Source organism: Arthrobacter sp. 05T442 (assembly GCF_056395945.1).
This window is the reverse complement of sequence record NZ_JBFTKM010000001.1, coordinates 76,964-93,594: the sequence shown is the minus strand read 5'-3', so window position 1 is coordinate 93,594 and position 16,631 is coordinate 76,964. Positions and strand designations below refer to the sequence as shown.

General features: G+C 67.1%; 14 protein-coding genes and 1 tRNA gene. 8 read left to right on the top strand and 7 right to left on the bottom strand.

Annotated features, from left to right (window positions below):
* Positions 1-54: 54 nt before the first annotated feature.
* Positions 55-531: a type II 3-dehydroquinate dehydratase gene (aroQ, locus tag AC1DES_RS00430; protein WP_476893728.1), complete on the top strand. Its 477-nt coding sequence runs from the start codon at positions 55-57 to the stop codon at positions 529-531.
* Between the two features lie 122 nt (positions 532-653).
* Here aroQ and AC1DES_RS00425 read toward each other — a convergent pair whose 3' ends face one another.
* Complete coding sequence (locus AC1DES_RS00425; protein ID WP_476893727.1) at positions 654-1,838, bottom strand: MarP family serine protease; 1,185 nt, start codon at positions 1,836-1,838, stop codon at positions 654-656.
* 221 nt (positions 1,839-2,059) lie between these two features.
* Between AC1DES_RS00425 and AC1DES_RS00420 the strand changes: the two genes are divergently transcribed.
* Entirely contained in the window at positions 2,060-2,737 is a 678-nt protein-coding gene (locus tag AC1DES_RS00420) for a Crp/Fnr family transcriptional regulator (protein ID WP_214961308.1), read from the top strand.
* Positions 2,738-3,131: 394 nt separating this feature from the next.
* Here AC1DES_RS00420 and AC1DES_RS00415 read toward each other — a convergent pair whose 3' ends face one another.
* Genes AC1DES_RS00415 through AC1DES_RS00405 form a run of 3 tightly spaced genes read right to left on the bottom strand, consistent with a single transcriptional unit; the run spans position 3,132 to position 4,797 of the window.
* Positions 3,132-4,043 carry an NUDIX hydrolase gene (locus tag AC1DES_RS00415; RefSeq protein WP_476893726.1) on the bottom strand — a complete coding sequence of 304 codons (912 nt, stop codon included), beginning with the start codon at positions 4,041-4,043 and terminating at the stop codon, positions 3,132-3,134.
* A 14-nt stretch (positions 4,044-4,057) separates the two neighbouring features.
* Positions 4,058-4,639, bottom strand: a complete 582-nt coding sequence (locus tag AC1DES_RS00410) for a RidA family protein (RefSeq protein WP_476893725.1) — start codon at positions 4,637-4,639, stop codon at positions 4,058-4,060.
* Positions 4,640-4,641: 2 nt separating this feature from the next.
* Positions 4,642-4,797, bottom strand: coding sequence for a DUF4177 domain-containing protein (locus AC1DES_RS00405; protein WP_009359196.1), 156 nt, complete (start codon positions 4,795-4,797; stop codon positions 4,642-4,644).
* Positions 4,798-4,834: 37 nt separating this feature from the next.
* On the opposite strand from AC1DES_RS00405, the gene AC1DES_RS00400 reads away from it, so the two are divergent.
* The 5 genes from AC1DES_RS00400 (at position 4,835) to AC1DES_RS00380 (ending at position 12,304) form a co-directional block, all read left to right on the top strand.
* Positions 4,835-7,138: a transglycosylase domain-containing protein gene (locus AC1DES_RS00400; RefSeq protein WP_476893724.1), complete on the top strand. Its 2,304-nt coding sequence runs from the start codon at positions 4,835-4,837 to the stop codon at positions 7,136-7,138.
* A 3-nt stretch (positions 7,139-7,141) separates the two neighbouring features.
* Entirely contained in the window at positions 7,142-8,107 is a 966-nt protein-coding gene (locus tag AC1DES_RS00395) for a metallophosphoesterase (RefSeq protein WP_476893723.1), read from the top strand.
* A 369-nt stretch (positions 8,108-8,476) separates the two neighbouring features.
* A complete protein-coding gene (locus tag AC1DES_RS00390; RefSeq protein ID WP_476893722.1) occupies positions 8,477-10,300 on the top strand; it encodes an ABC transporter ATP-binding protein in 1,824 nt (607 codons plus the stop codon).
* Positions 10,297-12,135 carry an ABC transporter ATP-binding protein gene (locus tag AC1DES_RS00385; protein WP_476893721.1) on the top strand — a complete coding sequence of 613 codons (1,839 nt, stop codon included), beginning with the start codon at positions 10,297-10,299 and terminating at the stop codon, positions 12,133-12,135. The genes AC1DES_RS00390 and AC1DES_RS00385 overlap by 4 nt, the downstream gene beginning before the upstream one ends.
* A 92-nt stretch (positions 12,136-12,227) precedes the next feature.
* Positions 12,228-12,304 (top strand) — tRNA-Pro (locus AC1DES_RS00380).
* Between the two features lie 180 nt (positions 12,305-12,484).
* On the opposite strand, the gene AC1DES_RS00375 is transcribed toward AC1DES_RS00380, so the two are convergent.
* Complete coding sequence (locus AC1DES_RS00375; protein ID WP_476893720.1) at positions 12,485-12,703, bottom strand: hypothetical protein; 219 nt, start codon at positions 12,701-12,703, stop codon at positions 12,485-12,487.
* A 129-nt stretch (positions 12,704-12,832) separates the two neighbouring features.
* Between AC1DES_RS00375 and AC1DES_RS00370 the strand changes: the two genes are divergently transcribed.
* Positions 12,833-14,101 carry a helix-turn-helix domain-containing protein gene (locus AC1DES_RS00370; RefSeq protein WP_476893719.1) on the top strand — a complete coding sequence of 423 codons (1,269 nt, stop codon included), beginning with the start codon at positions 12,833-12,835 and terminating at the stop codon, positions 14,099-14,101.
* 34 nt (positions 14,102-14,135) lie between these two features.
* Here AC1DES_RS00370 and AC1DES_RS00365 read toward each other — a convergent pair whose 3' ends face one another.
* A complete protein-coding gene (locus AC1DES_RS00365; RefSeq protein ID WP_476893718.1) occupies positions 14,136-15,104 on the bottom strand; it encodes a phosphoribosylaminoimidazolesuccinocarboxamide synthase in 969 nt (322 codons plus the stop codon).
* On the bottom strand, positions 15,101-16,411 hold the full coding sequence (gene purD / locus AC1DES_RS00360; RefSeq protein ID WP_476893717.1) for a phosphoribosylamine--glycine ligase: 1,311 nt from the start codon (positions 16,409-16,411) through the stop codon (positions 15,101-15,103). The genes AC1DES_RS00365 and purD overlap by 4 nt, the downstream gene beginning before the upstream one ends.
* Positions 16,412-16,631 lie beyond the last annotated feature (220 nt).

The window sequence follows — 16,631 nt, the reverse complement described above, 5'->3', positions numbered from 1 at the left end:
AGCGCCGCGTAAAGAAGCGGGCAGCGGGCGGCGGTAAGCGATAGATTTGCAGGCATGACTGAAGCCACCCCCGCCACCGACGCCGGCCGCGGCACCATCCTGGTCCTCAACGGCCCCAACCTGAACCTGCTCGGCACCCGCGAGCCCGAGAAGTACGGGACATCGACGCTGGCCGACGTCGAACAGCTCGCCAAAGACGCCGGTGCAGCCAACGGCCTGGACGTCGAGTGCTTCCAGTCCAACCATGAGGGAGCACTCGTGGACGCCATCCATGCAGCACGGGGAAAGGCGGTCGGGATTGTGCTTAACGCAGGGGCCTACACGCACACCTCGGTGGCCATCCGCGACGCGATCTCCGCCGTGGAGGTGCCCACTGTCGAAGTCCACATCACCAATGTCCATGCCCGGGAGCCGTTCCGGCACCACTCCTATCTGTCGGACATCAGCAAAGCCGTGATCGCCGGGGCCGGGATCATGGGCTACCGCTTCGCTGTCGAGTACCTCGCCGGACTGCACGCTTCCAGCGACTGAGCATGTCCCCCGCGGGTCCTGCGGGGCGGCGGCAGGGCGCGCCCGCGTAGCTGCCGCGGCGGCGGGCCCAGGGCCGCCGCCGTGGCGGCCCTGGGGGCGCTGGCGGCCCTATTGCTTGTTGCCTATTTCTTGATGCACTGCCCCGAGGAGACGGCGCTGCCCAGACCCGGCGCTTGGGCTGCGACGGGGCCGAGATCGGCCATGGTGATGGCGAACCCCAGCGAGGGCTCGGTGGTTGCCTTGGCAAAGATCAGGCCGGCCACTTGCCCGTCGGTGGTCAGCAAGGGACCTCCGGAGTTGCCCGGCTGCACGTCAGCGGCGAGCCGGTATACATCTTCAGGCGCCGGATTGTTCCCGTAGATGTCAGGGACCAGGACCGTGGCGATGTCCTGGACGGTGGCCGGTTTGGACTGGAACGGACCGCCGTGGGGGTACCCCGCGAACGCGGCCGGGCTGCCGGCCGGAAGGTCCGAACTGAGCTGAAGCGGCGCGGTGCCCAAGCCGTCCACCGCCAGGACGGCGAGGTCATGTTTGGTGTCGAAATAGACGATCCGCCCGGGGAGGGCGCCCCCGCCGGGTGTTTCCACCACCGGTTCCGCCACGCCGGCGACGACATGGGCGTTGGTCACGACGCGGCCGGGCGACACAACGAAGCCGGTTCCGGTCTGGTTCTGGCCGCACTGGTAGGCCGTTCCGGCGATCTTCAGCACGGAAGCGGCGGCCTTGTTCAGCGCGGGGGTGTCCGTGCTGGCATCCGGAACGGCGACGGGCTGACCCTGGCCGAAGCCGTCAAGGAGAGTCGGTATACCTTCGCCGATCACGGCGGACCGCAACTGTGCCATGGAACTCTTGACCGGCGTCGGGGTCATGCCGTCGATGAACCGGATCACCTTGGACTCGGCGAGCTGCTGGGACACGAGGGGAACGCCCAGGGACCCGATGCTGAACGCCAACATCGACATGACGAGGGCGGACACCACCACGTTGACGCCTCCGCCGGCCACGCGGTCCGCCGCGCGCAGGGGGCTGATCCGCACCACTTTGCGGATGTTCCGCCCGATCATGGTGCCGAGACCGTGCCCCAGGATCATTAGCAGGACAGCCGTGGCGACAATCGCCGTCAGCCGCCATCCACTGTCCTCCACGAGGCCGCTGACGACCGGCACTGAAACGAACGCCGCCACCGCTCCCGCCGCGAACCCGGCCAGGCCTCCGACCGTCACCAGGAAGCCGTTGCGCAGGCCGTGAATCAGGTAGGACAGGAGCGTCACAATCAACGCCAGGTCCAAAATGGTCAAGCCGAACACCGGTGCTCCTCACAGACAGTTACGGGGCAATTCTATCGGCGCAGGCTGACAGTTTGCCGACCACCCCGGGACGCGGCTGCCCGTACGGGGCGTCCGGGGCCCGCTGGAGCCCTCCCTTCGGGCGCCCGCCCGCGTTTCGGTGCCAACTACGTCACAGACGCGCCAAAATTCTGAAACAATGGCTGAAGCGCCCCAGCCGACACAGTTAGTCAGGAGATTTCATGGATATCGAGGTATTGCGCCGCGCACCCCTTTTCGCCACGCTCGACGACGAGGCGTTCCGTCTGCTGACGGACGAACTGACGGAGGTGGATCTCTCACGCGGAGCCTCGGTATTCCGGGAAGGCGACCAGGGTGACCAGCTGTACTTCATCGTCTCCGGAAAGGTGAAGCTCGGCCGCACGTCTCCGGACGGCCGCGAATCGCTGCTCGCCATCCTGGGCCCGGGCGAGCTCTTCGGTGAAATGGCGCTCTTCGATCCGAGCCCGCGCACGGCCACGGCGACAGCGGTTTCCGAAACCCGACTGGCCGGACTCAGGAACGAGAGCCTCAACGCCCTGCTCCGGACCCGCCCGGAGGTGTCCGCCCAGCTGCTGCAGGCCTTGGCACGCCGCCTGCGCCGGACCAACGATTCGCTCTCCGACCTCGTCTTCTCCGACGTGCCCGGCCGCGTGGCCAAGGCACTGCTGGATCTGGCCGACCGCTTCGGCCGTCCGGCGACCGACGGCGTGCTGGTCGCCCACGAACTCACCCAGGAAGAGCTGGCCCAGCTGGTCGGCGCCTCCCGGGAAACCGTCAACAAGGCCCTCGCCGAGTTCGTCCAGCGCGGCTGGCTGCGCCTGGAGGCCCGCGCCGTCGTCATTCTCGACATGCAGCGACTGCGCCAGCGCTCCCGCTAAGCTTTCCGCAGCACAAGCGAAAGCCGACCCCGTGGAAACGGAGCCGGCTTTCGCTGGTTAAGCCTGCCGATGCCCTTCCGGGGACATGCTCATTCCTGGCGGGAGCGCCCTCCGGGACATGTCCCATCTTCGCGGCGGGGCGTGGACATGATGCCAACATGTCCAATGGCCCGGGCCAGGAGTGAGCATGTCCCGCGGGGCGGCGGGGCGAGCGGGGAACATGTCCATCGGTGCTGCCCAAGATCCACCAATGCTGCCCAGTACAGGGCATGTCCCATCTTGGCGGCGGGGCGTGGACATGATGCCACTATGTCCAATGGCCCGGGCCAGGAGTGAGCATGTCCCGCGCGGCGGCGGGGTGAGCGAAGAGCATGTCCACCGGCCGGGACCTGCGTCAGCGCTCCCGCTGGGGTTCGCCGGCGACAGTCTTCGCCGCCTCGACCTCCAGCATCAGTCTGCCGTCCTCCTCGACGAGCTTGGGCTGGTAGACGTGGGCTTTGCGTTTGTAGCTGAGGTAGGCGATGCAGCCGTTGGCCGCGGCCATCTTCTCGAGCATGATCTCCGAGCCCGGCACCAGGAGCTGACCCAGGGGCCGGCCGACGGTGTTCTCCTGGCCCACCTCATCGCCCAGGACCGTGGTCTCGCGGCCCTCAATGAGCTTCCGGACGCACACCCAGCGCCCCCAGACCCCCTTGCTGGCCAGGAGCGTGGGCTGCTGGTTGACCGGTAGGGTGGCAGCGAAGTACCGCGTATTGAACCGGCGGTGCGCGAAATCAGGGCTGATCCAATTCACCAGCGGCTTAAGCAAGTCCGTCCGCACCGAGAGACCCCGCTTGGCGAGCACATCGGTGAAGGACTTCTCCTGGTCGGCCACGGCCTCGCGTGCACGCATCCACTCGGCACTGGAGGTGCCCTCCACGGTGGTGGACAGGTCCGGGCCGGCCAGCAGGATGCCGGTCTCTTCGAACAGCTCACGGATGGCGCCCACAATGTGGCGGCGCACCAGCCCGACGTCGGCCGTCCCCATCTGCTCGGCCCAGTGCTGGGGCGAGGGGCCAAGCCAGGCGACGGCGTCGTCGTCGGATGGCTCCAGCGACCCTCCGGGGAAAGCCACCACGCCCAGCGGCGAGGACCCTGGCCGGTATCCAAGCCAGGTTTCCAGACCTGTGGGGGAGTCACGCAGGAGTACGACAGAGGAAGCGAAACGGACGGCCCGAGGCGTCCGCTCGCCGTGTTCGAGCCAACTGCGTGCTGCCCCTTCGAGATCGGGGGGAAGGACGAACAGGCGACGGGCTAAGTGAGGCAAGGAACTGACCGGCCCTAAGCGAATTCGGCGATCAGTTCGACTTCAACAGGAGAGTCGAGCGGCAGGACTGATACGCCAACGGCGGAACGCGCGTGCTGGCCGGCGTCGCCAAGGACCTTGCCCAGAAGCTCTGAGGCGCCGTTGATGACCCCGGGCTGGCCGGTGAAGGAGGGATCGGAAGAGACAAATCCGACCACCTTGACGATCCTGGTGATGCGGTCGAGGTCGCCGATGACACTCTTGACGGCAGCCAGCGCGTTGACAGCGCAGACTGCTGCGTAGTGCTTGGCCGCTTCCGGGGACACCGTGTATTCGTCCGAGGCGCCCTCCGTGCCGGTGGAGACCTTGCCGGTGGCCTCGAGCTTGCCGTCGATGAACGGCAGTTGCCCTGAGGTGTAGACGTGGTTGCCGGAAATCACGGCCGGTACGTACGCAGCCACCGGTGCGGCCACCTCCGGCAGTGTCAGCCCGAGCTCGGCAAGGCGTTGTTCGACGGCGGACGACGCGCCCGCGCCGTCGACGGCGTTTGCCGCCTCAGCCGTGCTGCCGGCGGTGTTTCCGGGGCTTGCCGGGGTGGCCGGCGCTGGGGTGCTCATGGCTACTGCTTCTCCCGCTTCAAATAGGCAACCAGGCCGTTTCCGTCAGGGCCCGGGACAACCTGGACAAGCTCCCAGCCGTCCTCGCCCCACTGGTCAAGGATCTGCTTTGTAGCATGGATGATGAGCGGAATCGTGGCGTACTCCCATTTGGTCATGACATAAAGCCTAGTCCTTGCCGGTAAAGTGGAAAACATGGCGACTGGTAAGAACCCTTTATTCGACACGGCCACCACCCTCGGAAAGCTCCTTCTTTTCCTGGGCGTGAGCGCCATTTGTGGCGTCCTGGTGGCGGGGCTCCTTGTCCCCGCGGCCGCTGTTTCCGGCAGCGCAGCTAGCGGGTCGATTCAATTCTTTGACACCCTCCCGGCCGAACTGAAGGTGGACCCGCCCAGCCAGTCGACCACCGTCCTCGCGTCGGACGGCAGCGTCATCGCCAACCTCTATGCGGAAAACCGCACGCGGGTATCGCTGGACCAGATGTCCCCGAACATCAAGAACGCGATCATCGCCATCGAGGACAACCGGTTCTACGAGCACGGCGGTGTGGACACCACCGGCATCCTGCGCGCCCTGGTCAGCACCGCCCGCGGCCAGAAGCAGGGCGCGTCGACCATCACGCAGCAGTACGTCAACAACGTCATCAACTCCTCCCTTGAATCCGAGGGCAAGGGCGACCAGGTCCTGCTGAACGGCGTCAACAAAGGTGTCGGCGACAAGCTCCGTGAGATGAAACTCGCCATCGCCCTGGAGAAGAAATTCACGAAGGACCAGATCCTCGAGGGCTACCTCAACATCGTCTTCTTCAACCGTGACGCCTACGGCATCGAAGCCGCTTCCAAGTTCTTCTTCAGCACCACCGCCAAGGACCTGACCCTCCCCCAGGCCGCACTGCTGGCCGGCGTCGTGAACAGCCCGTCCTTCTATGACCCGATCGCCCACCCGGACAACGCCAAGGTCCGACGCGATCTGGTGCTCAAGTCCATGCTGACCCAGGGCAAGATCAACCAGACCGACTACGACGCCGCCGTGGCGACGCCGGTGGTGACCAAGGTCAACCAGCCGCACCAGGGCTGCGCCTACGCGACGACGGCACCGTACTTCTGCGACTACGTCCTGCACCTGCTGCTGAACAACCCGGCCTACGGCGCCGACGCAGCCGAGCGTGAACGTAAGATCTTCCGCGGCGGCCTGACTATCAAGACCACCCTGGATCCCAAGGCCCAGGCCGTGGCACAGACCCAGGTCGACGCCTCTGCCGGCGCGAACCCGGACAAGTGGGGAGCCTCGCTGGTGTCCGTCCAGCCGGGCAGCGGCAAGATCATCTCCATGGCTCAGAACACCGTCTGGTTCCCCACCGACGGCAAGTTTGACCAGACCCAGAACTTCAATGTCGATGTGCAGGACTCCAAGGGCAACGACCTCAACGGCCTCGGCGGGTTCCAGCCGGGCTCCACGATGAAACCGTTCACCTTCGCGGAGTGGCTCAATGAGGGCAAGACCATGAACACCCTGCTCAACGGCGCGGTCCGGCGCTACCCGCAGAACTTCCCCTGGAAGAACACGTGCCCTGCGCCGACCGTCGGCTGGTATGACGACACCAACCAGAGCCATGACCTGCAGAACGCCGATGGGGAACACTACAAGTACATGTCCGTCCTGGACGGCCTGGCGAACTCCATCAACACCATCACCTTTGCCTCGGCGGCCCAGCTGGACCTGTGCGGCATTCAGAAAGTCGTGGACTCACTGGGCGTCCATGCGGGAAACCCGTCGAACGGAGACCCCAATCCCAAGGTCCCGATGACCACGCTCGGTAACCTCATCGGTTCCACCCAGACTGCGCCGCTGACCATGGCCAGCGCGTTCGCCGCGTTCGCCGATGACGGCAAGTACTGCGATCCGATCGCCATCGAGTCGGTGACCGACCCTGCCGGCGCCCAGCTGCCGGCCCAGTCCGTCAGCTGCCGGGACGCCATTAAGCCCGAGGTGGCCCACGGCGTCGCCTACGCCATGCAGGAAGTCCTCAACCGAGGATCGGGCTCGCTCATCCAGCCCCGGATCTCCACCCGGACCACGTTCCCCGTCGCCGCCAAGACCGGCACCAACGACAACAACAGCTCCACCTGGGTCGCGGGCTACACTTCCGGCCTTGCGACCGCCACGTGGTTTGGCGATCCCCTGAACGGCCAGCACCGGGCCGGCCAGAACCTGACCATCAACGGCAAGTTCTACAAGGGCATCGACGGCTACATGATCGCCGGACCGCAGTTCTCGAACTACATGTCCCAGGTCGCGCCGGCGTATGGCACCAACCCGTTCCCGGCCCCGCCGTCGAACATGGTCACCGGGCCGGTCGCCCCGCCGCGCCAGAGTGTCCCGTCAACACAGAATTCCGCCCCGGCAAGCGCCCCGGCAAGTGCGCCCGCCACGGCGCCGGCGACGCAGGGCGCCCAGCCTGGCAACGGTAACCCCACGCCCCCCGGCAAGCAGCCGTAGCCGATGAGCCAGGGAAGTTCCGTGGCCAGCCGCGTCCGTAGCATCGGGCGCGGCTTCGCCGTGACCGCCGCGCTCGGGACCGCAGCGGGGGCCGCCGTCACCGGGTACGGACTGTGGGAGAAGAACCAGTTCGTCCTCCGGGAGGAAACGCTGCCCATTCTGCCCGCTGGATTCGGCCCGTTCCGGGTGCTGCACCTCTCGGACATCCACTTCGTGCCGGGCCAGCGCCGGAAGGCCGCGTGGCTCGAGTCACTGGCGGCCCTGACGCCGGACCTTGTGGTGAACACCGGCGACAACCTCAGCCACGCCAAGGCCATCGATCCCCTGCTGGCGGCGCTGCGTCCCCTGATGGAGTTCCCCGGCGTGTTTGTGCCCGGCTCCAACGACTACGTCGCGCCCATCTTCAAGAACCCTGCCGCATATCTCCTGGGCCCGTCCTCGCGCTTCCTGGACCCGTCCTCGCAGCGGAAGAACCGGGAGTTGGACTGGCCGCGGCTGCGTTCCGGCTTTGGCATGGGCGGCTGGGTGGATCTGACCAACCGTTGCCAGTCGCTCGTGCTCAAGGGCATGCGTTTTGATTTCTCCGGGGTGGATGACCCGCATCTGGGCCTGGAACGGTACGCCGGCTGGCCCCGTGGCACGAAGGGCAGGGACTCCGATCCGCACCTGAGGGTCGCCGTCGCGCATGCGCCCTACCAGCGCGTGCTCGATCACTTCACTGAAGACGGAGCCGACCTCCTGCTGGCCGGCCACACCCACGGCGGCCAGATCTGCGTTCCCGGCTACGGCGCCCTCGTTGCCAACTGTGATCTCCCCACCTGGCGGGCCAAGGGCCTCAACGACTGGGAAAGCAACGGACGCACGACGCCGGTCAACGTCTCCGGCGGTATCGGTACCTCCCGCTTCGCGCCGGTCCGCATCGCCTGCAAGCCCGAGGCCGTGCTGCTGACCCTCACTTCCCGCGCCTGAGCCTGTACCGCTCCCGCATCCTTCAGCGGGCATGCCCTCCCCCTGTGCCCCGTCCCCGGGGGACATGCCCTCCCCTGGGCGGCAACGATGGACATAATGGCACCATGCCCAACCCCCGAACCCAGGACTGGACATGTCCCCCGGCGGAGTCCCGGGCGGGGGGACATGCCCAACCTCCGAACCCAAGACTGAGCATGTCCCCCGGCGGGCGCGGCCGGCCGGATGTGCATTACGGAACGTAATCACTGGGCGAGATCCACGGGCCGCAAGATACGGTGTGAATCGGCTCACGTCATGGCCTAGGGTAGTTGCTACAGGAAACTACATCTAGCGGTTCTAGATCTCGCACGCGCGTTTTAAGAAGCAGGCATGGCCAAGCAGACTCCGTTTTTCACATCCATCAGCCGCCTCTACCCCCACGTCAGGCCGATCATTCCGCGGCTCGTCATGGGTCTGCTCTGCGCATTGACGGCCAGCGTGGTGGCCCTGGCCATCCCCCAGGTACTGCGCGTGCTCATTAACGACTCCCTCAAGCCGGGCGGAAGCACGGACGCGCTGTGGACAGCCTCGCTCGTTGTCCTCGGCCTGGGCATCGCGGAGGCCGGCCTTGTGGCCCTGCGCCGCCAGTTCGTCATCAACCCGGCCACCACCGTGGAAACCCGGATGCGCGTCTCCCTGTACGGCCACCTTCAGGACCTCACGGTCTCGTTCCATGACCGCTGGGGCTCCGGGCAGCTGCTCTCCCGCGCCATGACGGACCTGAACTTCCTCCGGCGCTGGATGGCGTTCGGCGCCATCATGCTCGTCGTCACGACGCTCACGGTGGTGATCGGCGTCGTTGTGATGTTCTCGATGAGCTGGCAGCTGGCCCTGATCTTCCTGGCCGCGGCCGTGCCCATCATGATTTACGGCTTCCGGTTCAGGACGCGCTTTAGCAAAGTGGCCCGCCGCAGCCAGGACCAGGCCGGCGATCTCGCCACCACCGTCGAGGAATCGGTCCATGGCATCCGGGTGCTGAAGGCCTTCGGACGCAGCCGCGAGGCCCTCGCGAACTTCAACGAGCAGGCCGAGGAGCTCCGGCAGACCGAGATCGCCAAGGCCAAACACCTCGCCACCTTCAGCCTCGTCGTCACGCTCCTGCCCGAGCTCGCCCTCGGCACTGCGCTGGTCGTCGGCGTCCTCCTCGCCTCCCGCGGCGAGCTCAGCATCGGTGCCCTCGTGGCGTTCTTCGCCACGGCGGCCGTGATCGCCGCCCCTGTCGAGTTCTGCGGCATGCTGCTGGCCATGGCCCTCACTGCCAAGACCGCCATTGACCGGCACTTCGAGGTCATGGACGCGGAGAACACCATCACCAGTCCGGAGACCCCGCGCCGGCCCTCCGAGCTCAAGGGCGCCCTCAGCTTCCGGAATGCCACGTTCGCCTTCGAGGACGCCCCGGACAGGCCGCTCCTCAAAGACATCTCCCTGGACATCACACCGGGCGAGACCATGGCCCTCGTGGGCACCACAGGCAGCGGCAAAAGCGCCCTGCTCCAGCTTGTCCCGAGGCTCTATGACGTCTCCGACGGGTCCATCACGATCGACGGGGTGGACCTGCGCGAATTCCGCGTCGAGGAGCTGCGCACCGTGGTCGCTGTGGCTTTCGAGGACACGACCCTGTTTTCGAGTTCGGTGCGCGACAACGTCCTCCTTGGCCTCCCCGAAAACAGCTCGGCGGAGCGCCGCGAGGCGGCCCTGGAGGAAGCACTCGACGTCGCCCAGGCGCACTTCGCCTACTCCCTGCCCGAGGGACTGGACACCCTGATCGGCGAGGAAGGCCTCAGCCTTTCCGGCGGGCAGCGGCAGCGCATCGCCCTGGCCCGTGCCATCGCCGCGCGGCCGAAGATACTGGTCCTCGACGACCCGCTGTCGGCGCTGGACGTCAATACCGAAGAGCGGGTCGAGGCCCGGTTGCGGGAGGTCCTCACGGACACCACCACGCTGATCGTCGCCCACCGGCCGTCCACTGTGGCCCTTGCCGATCGGGTGGCGCTTCTTGAGGGCGGCAGGATCACCGCCGTCGGGACCCACACCCGGCTGCTGGCGGAGAACAGCCATTACCGGCACGTGATTGCCAGCCTGGATCCGGAACCGCGGGACCTGGATTCAGAACTGTCAGCCCTCGAGGACCAGTCCGAGGAGATTTCCCGATGAGCAGCGCAACGTTCGGCACCGCCAATGAGGACAACGCCCACCTCACAAAGGGTGAGAGCAAGGCCGTCCAGCGGCGGTCGCTGGCCCTCCTGGGCTCCCTGATCCGCCCTGTCCGGGGGCGCTTCTGGCTGACGATTGCCGCTGTGGTGCTGTCCCAGGCCGCCCGCGTGGCCGGCCCGGCGCTGATCGCTTTCGGGATCGACCACGCCCTGCCGGCCCTGCGCGCCGGCGACAACCTTCCGCTGGTCCTCGCCGGCGCCGCCTATCTCGCGGCGGCCGTCGCCACGGCCGGCCTGACCGCGCTGTACGTCACGTCGACCGCCCGGCTCAGCCAGTCGATGCTCCTGGACCTGCGCGTCCGCGTGTTCCGGCACACCCAGCGGCTGAGCCTGGAATTCCACGAGAGATACACCTCCGGCCGCATCATCGCCCGGCAGACCTCGGACCTGGAGGCCTTGCGCGAACTCCTGGACTCGGGCGTGAGCTCGCTGGCCTCCGGGATGCTGTTCATGGCATTCACGGCCATCACGGTGTTCGCCCTGGACTGGCGCAGCGGACTGCTGGTCCTGGCCGCGGGCGTGCCGATGTATTTCCTGTCCCGCTGGTACCAAAAGCACTCCCAGATTGCCTTCCGGCAATCCCGCGTCGTCTCGGCCCGCCTGATCGTGCACTTCGTGGAGACCATGACGGGCATCCGCGCCGTGAAAGCCTTCCGGAAGGAGCGCGAGAACGCCGCCCGCTACGCCGAGCTTTCCGAGGACTACCGCACCGCAACGGTCCGTTCCATCAACCTCAACGGCATCTTCCAGCCCGGCCTGGTGCTGATCGGCAACGTCTGCGTCGCCGTCGTGCTGCTCCTGGGCGGTTTCCGGGTCCTCAGCGGCGGGCTGGCGGTGGGCGTGCTCCTGGCCCTGATTCTGTCCACCAAGCGCTTCTTCCAGCCGGTGGACCAGATGGCCATGTTCTACAACTCCTTCCAGAGCGCCCAGGCGGCCCTCGAGAAGGTCTCCGGCCTGCTGGAGGAAGTGCCCACGGTCCGGCCGCCGAAGTCCCCCGTGGCCCTGGCCGACGCGCAAGGAACCGTCGATTTCGCCGGCGTCGAATTCCGCTACGGCGACGGCCCCGTCATCATTCCGAAAATGGACCTCCACATCCCCGCCGGCCAGACCGTCGCCCTCGTGGGGCAGACCGGGGCCGGCAAGTCCACGCTGGCGAAACTGATTGCCCGCTTCTACGATGTCTCCTCCGGGTCGCTCACGCTGGACGGCGTGGACCTGCGCCAGCTCACGACCGAAGACCTGCGCAGGAACGTCGTCATGGTCACGCAGGAAGCCTTCCTGTTCAGCGGCTCGGTGGCGGACAATATCGCCCTGGGCCGGCCGGAAGCCTCCCGCGGGGAGATCGAGGACGCGGCCAAGGCGGTGGGCGCCCACGGGTTCATCACGGAACTGCCGGACGGCTACGACACCGACGTTAACAAGCGCGGCGGCCGCGTCTCCGCGGGACAGCGCCAGCTGATCAGTTTTGCCCGGGCATTCCTGGCCCGGCCGGCCGTCCTGATCCTGGACGAGGCGACCTCCTCGCTCGATATCCCGTCCGAGCGCCTGGTCCAGACCGGGCTGTCGAAACTCCTGCGCGGCGTACGTGGTCGCGGGGCCGACGCCGGGCGGACGGCGCTGATCATCGCGCACCGGCTCTCCACGGTGGAGACTGCCGACCGTGTCCTGGTGGTCCATGACGGGCGCATCGTCGAGGACGGGACCCCGGCGCAGCTGATCGGCGGCGGCGGACGCTTCGCGCAGTTGCACGGAGCTTGGAAGGACTCCCTGGTCTGATCCGGCCCGGCAGTCCGCCGCATGGCCCGGACCCCGATTTCACATCCGGGGCTCCCATCGGATACTCTTGTGAAGTTGCTTTTGCAGCGGATCGGGATGTGGCGCAGCTTGGTAGCGCGCGTCGTTCGGGACGACGAGGTCGCAGGTTCAAATCCTGTCATCCCGACCAATCAAAAGAGGGCCTTCCACTCGGAAGGCCCTCTTTTTATGCCCGATCCCTGGCGCGCCGGGGCCCGCCCGGGGTGCGCCCTTGTCACCCCGGGACCGATGTCCGGGCACAAAACAGCCCCGGAACACCGTGTCCGGGGGCTGCGAAGCACTGGCCTGCGGCCTGTGACAACAGGGCCTGTTACATGGGATCAGGCCAGTTGCCGACGTTGGTGGAGTAGACCATCGGATCGGGCCAGTTCCCTACAGCCTGAGGCACGGACATGGGATCGGGCCAATTGCCGACGGCGGCAACGCCTGAATTCTCGGTGGTGGACGCGGCGGACAGGACGGCCGGGGCCGCAGCGGAGAATGCCAGCGCGCCCGCAAGCACGGCGCCGGCTGCAATCTTCTTCAACATAGAGTTCCTCACTATGAGTCGGGGTCCTTACCAAGTCAGCACTACCCTTGTTGACATACATTGTAAAATGTTTTCCACAGAGACTGTCAAGCATTTAGTACAAAGAATGTCCGGAATTAGGAGGTATCCGTGGGAAACGGATTTGGGGAGAAGCTCCGGGCGGAACGGCTTGAGCGCGGCCTGACGCAGGCGGAGCTGGGCCGCGACCTGTACTCCCCCAGCTACATCTCGCTGCTGGAAACCGGGCGCCGCGAACCCACCGCCGATGTTATTGAGGAGCTCGCCCGTCGGCTTGAGCTTGCCCCCAAGGCTTTGGAGGCCTGGAGCCAGCCCGTGTCCGTCAGCGACGCCGAGTACGTGCTCGCAGGGCTGTACGCCCGCCAGGCCTGGGACCTCCGGGATTACCCGGTGGCCGCCGCCCACGCCGCCGCCGCCGCCAAGATCGCCCTGGAAGCGAAAAACACGAGCGCGTGGTGGAACATGACCTACATGCAGGCCGAATGCCTGATCAAACAGGGACTGTGGCAAGAATGCAAGGACGTGATCCAGCACCTCCTGGACCACCCCATGGCCGCCGAATCGGCCGGCCTCGGCGTCAGGGCCCGGCAGATGCTCGCTGCCGCGTCCCAGGGACAGGGACAGCTGACCGCAGCCGTGGAGAACGCGCAGGAAGCTGTGAGGCTCTGCGCCCAGCTGCCCAAGGGCTCCACCATGATCATCGGCGCGCTGCGGTCACTGATCGGCGCCTTGGCCGAGAGCGGCCGGCTCGATGAGGCCTGGGAATACTGCCAGGCCATGAACGAGCAGATGGACGACCACTCCATGTCCCAGCTCGCCGGCGAGGTCGCCTGGGTTATCGGCAACGTGGCCTTCATGCGCCACGACTACCCCGAGGGCATCAAGTATCACGAGCGTGCCGCCAGGCTGCTCTCGCCCGCCAACGACATCGACCTCTGGGCCCGGTTCAACAAGGCCTCCGCGGCTGTCCGGCTCTCCTCGGGGATTGTGGAACCGGAAACCCTGTCCTCGATCGAACGCGCCGAGCTGGCGCTCTCAATCGTGGGCGGCAACAAAACGGACCAGCTGGAAGTGGCGTTCATCCGGGCCCGATGGCTCTACCTCACCGGGGACATCGTCGCAGCCGTGCAAAAACTGCGCGAGATCCACGCCGAACGGGAGTCACTCGCCCGGCATACGGCCGGGGAGGTCTCGCTGCTGCTGGGCAAGGCCCTCAAGGCCGCCGGGGAATCCGCCGAGGCGCTCGTCTACCTCGAAGAAGCCCAGAAGGAATTCAGCGCGGCGGGAGCCTCGGACCGGGTCCAGCAAGCCATGGACGCGGTGCTGGAAATCCGTCTGGCGCAGCGGCGCGCCGAGGCCGCAGCCTCGGCGGAAGCATAGGCTGCCGCGACGACACCGGCAGGTACCCGGCAGGCTAGGCGAACGCCCGGCCCGTGAGCTTCTCGTAGGCTTCCACGTAGCGGCTGCGGGTGCGCACCACGACGTCGGCCGGAAGCGCCGGCGGCGGCGCGTCCGACGCTTTGTCCCAGCCGGACTCGGCCGAGGTCAGCCAGTCACGGACGTACTGCTTGTCATAGGAGGGCTGGGCCTTGCCTGGCTCATAGGTGGCGGCATCCCAAAAACGTGAGGAGTCCGGGGTCAGCACCTCGTCCCCCAGCGTGATGAGGCCCGTGGCGGCGTCAAAGCCGAACTCCACCTTCGTGTCGGCGAGGATGATGCCGCGGCCGCGGGCGATGTCCTCGGCCTTCGTGTAGATCGCCAGGGTGAGCTCGCGCAGTCTGGCGGCGATGTCCTCGCCCACCAGGTCCACGACGGCGCCGTAGGTGATGTTTTCATCGTGCTCGCCCACCTCGGCCTTGGCCGACGGGGTGAAGATGGCCTCGGCGAGACGGGACCCGTCCACCAGGCCCTCCGGCAGCGGAATGCTGCACACAGTGCGGGACTGCCTGTACTCCAGGAGGCCGGACCCGGTGAGGTAGCCGCGGGCGATGCATTCCACCGGGAACATGTCCAGTTTCTTGCAGATCATTGCCCGGCCCTCGACGGCGGCCGGGACGCCGCTGCCGACCGTCGACGCGAGCACGTGGTGCTCGACCCCGAGCTGCTCGAACCACCAGAGGCTCAGCTGGGTCAGGATGCGTCCCTTGTCCGGGATCTCAGTGGCCAGCACGTGGTCGTAGGCGCTGATGCGGTCACTCGCGACCACCAGGACGCATTCGCGGCCGAAGCGCGCCGTGATGGACTCATCCACCGGAACGTACAGGTCACGGACCTTGCCGGAGTAGACGTGCCTCCAGCCGGGCAGGTCCAGGGTCGCGGTGTCCAGCCCGCCCTTCGGGGTGGCGGTTTCCGGCGTCGATGATGGAGATTCGGTCACGGTCATGCCTTCGCTTTCGACGCGGCAGGGGTCCCGGGGGCCGCCACACGGATCTGGCCCCGCGCCGCCTTGCGTCCGATGTCGGTGCGGAACTGGCAGCCGTCCAGCTGGACCAGCTCGACGCCGTCGTACGCCCGTTCGCGGGCCTCCACCAGGTCGGTCCCCAGGGCGACGACGGCGAGGACACGGCCGCCGGCGGACACCACCTTGCCCTCGGCGTCGAGCTTCGTGCCCGCGTGGATGACGTGGACGCCCTCGAGCGCCTCGACCTTCTTGAGCCCGCGGATACGGTCCCCGGTGCGGGGCGTGCCGGGGTAGTTCTCCGCGGCGACGACGACGGCGACTGCGGTGTCCTTGGACCAGCGCAGCGGCTGCACCTTGTCCAGTTCGCCCTTGGCGGCTGCCATCAGCAGCCCGCCCAGGGGGGTCTTGAGCCGGGCCAGGACGGCCTGGGTTTCAGGGTCGCCGAAGCGGACGTTGAATTCGATGACACGCGTGCCGCGGGAGGTCAGGGCCAGGCCGACGAACAGCACGCCCACGAACGGCGTGCCGCGGTGGGCCATCTGGTTGACCGTGGGCTGGGCCACGCGGTCGATGACTTCCTGGACGAGGCCTTCGGGCGCCCATTCCAGCGGCGTGTAGGCACCCATGCCGCCGGTGTTGGGGCCCTCGTCGTTGTCGAAGATGCGCTTGAAGTCCTGCGCCGGGGACAGTGCCACGGTGTTGCGGCCGTCGCAGAGCACGAACACAGAGACCTCGGGACCATCGAGGAACTCCTCGATCACCACCGTGCCGCCGGTGTCGAAGCAGCTCTGGGCGTGGGCGAGGGCCTCGTCCCGGTCGTTGGTGACCACGACGCCCTTGCCCGCGGCGAGGCCGTCGTCCTTCACGACATAGGGTGCGCCGAAGGTATCGAGGGCGTCGGCGGCTTCCTCGGCGTTGCTCGCGACCCGGGCCATTGCCGTGGGCACGCCGGCCTCGGCCATGACTTCCTTGGCGAAGGCCTTGGATGCTTCCAGCTGCGCCGCGGCCATGCTGGGTCCAAAGACCGGGATGCCGGCGGCGCGGACGGCGTCGGCCACTCCGGCGGCGAGGGGCGCCTCGGGGCCGACCACCACGAGGTCCGCCGTCAGCCTGCTGGCCAGTGCGGCAACCGCGCCCGGGTCGTTCGCGTCAATGGCGTGTGTGGGGACCAGCTTGCTGATGCCGGCGTTGCCCGGGGCCGCATGGACCTCGGACACGTTGGGGTCTGCAAGCAGGGATCGGACAATGGCGTGTTCGCGGCCGCCGGGGCCGATGACAAGTACCTTCACAGTCTCCAAGGGTACGTGGTGGACCCCGAAGGCTCCTAAGCTGTGACTGCCGCTGGACATGCCCAGTCCCATGCAATCCAGCGGGACATGCCCAGTCCCGGACGCGGCCACTGGACATGATGCCACCATGCCCATTCCTTGGGCCCAGGGCTGGACATGCCCAATCTTGTGCCCGGACATGCCCGTTCCCTAGGCCCAAGGTTGGACATGTCCACTCTGG

What these genes read in the sequence shown, in the direction of transcription:
- AC1DES_RS00375 (WP_476893720.1), bottom strand. Translation starts at nt 12,703, where the DNA reads ATGTTGAAGAAGATTGCAGCCGGCGCCGTGCTTGCGGGCGCGCTGGCA.
- AC1DES_RS00405 (WP_009359196.1), bottom strand. Translation starts at nt 4,797, where the DNA reads ATGACCAAATGGGAGTACGCCACGATTCCGCTCATCATCCATGCTACA.
- aroQ (WP_476893728.1), top strand. Translation starts at nt 55, where the DNA reads ATGACTGAAGCCACCCCCGCCACCGACGCCGGCCGCGGCACCATCCTG.
- AC1DES_RS00385 (WP_476893721.1), top strand. Translation starts at nt 10,297, where the DNA reads ATGAGCAGCGCAACGTTCGGCACCGCCAATGAGGACAACGCCCACCTC.
- AC1DES_RS00420 (WP_214961308.1), top strand. Translation starts at nt 2,060, where the DNA reads ATGGATATCGAGGTATTGCGCCGCGCACCCCTTTTCGCCACGCTCGAC.
- AC1DES_RS00410 (WP_476893725.1), bottom strand. Translation starts at nt 4,639, where the DNA reads ATGAGCACCCCAGCGCCGGCCACCCCGGCAAGCCCCGGAAACACCGCC.
- AC1DES_RS00390 (WP_476893722.1), top strand. Translation starts at nt 8,477, where the DNA reads ATGGCCAAGCAGACTCCGTTTTTCACATCCATCAGCCGCCTCTACCCC.
- AC1DES_RS00400 (WP_476893724.1), top strand. Translation starts at nt 4,835, where the DNA reads ATGGCGACTGGTAAGAACCCTTTATTCGACACGGCCACCACCCTCGGA.
- AC1DES_RS00395 (WP_476893723.1), top strand. Translation starts at nt 7,142, where the DNA reads ATGAGCCAGGGAAGTTCCGTGGCCAGCCGCGTCCGTAGCATCGGGCGC.
- AC1DES_RS00365 (WP_476893718.1), bottom strand. Translation starts at nt 15,104, where the DNA reads ATGACCGTGACCGAATCTCCATCATCGACGCCGGAAACCGCCACCCCG.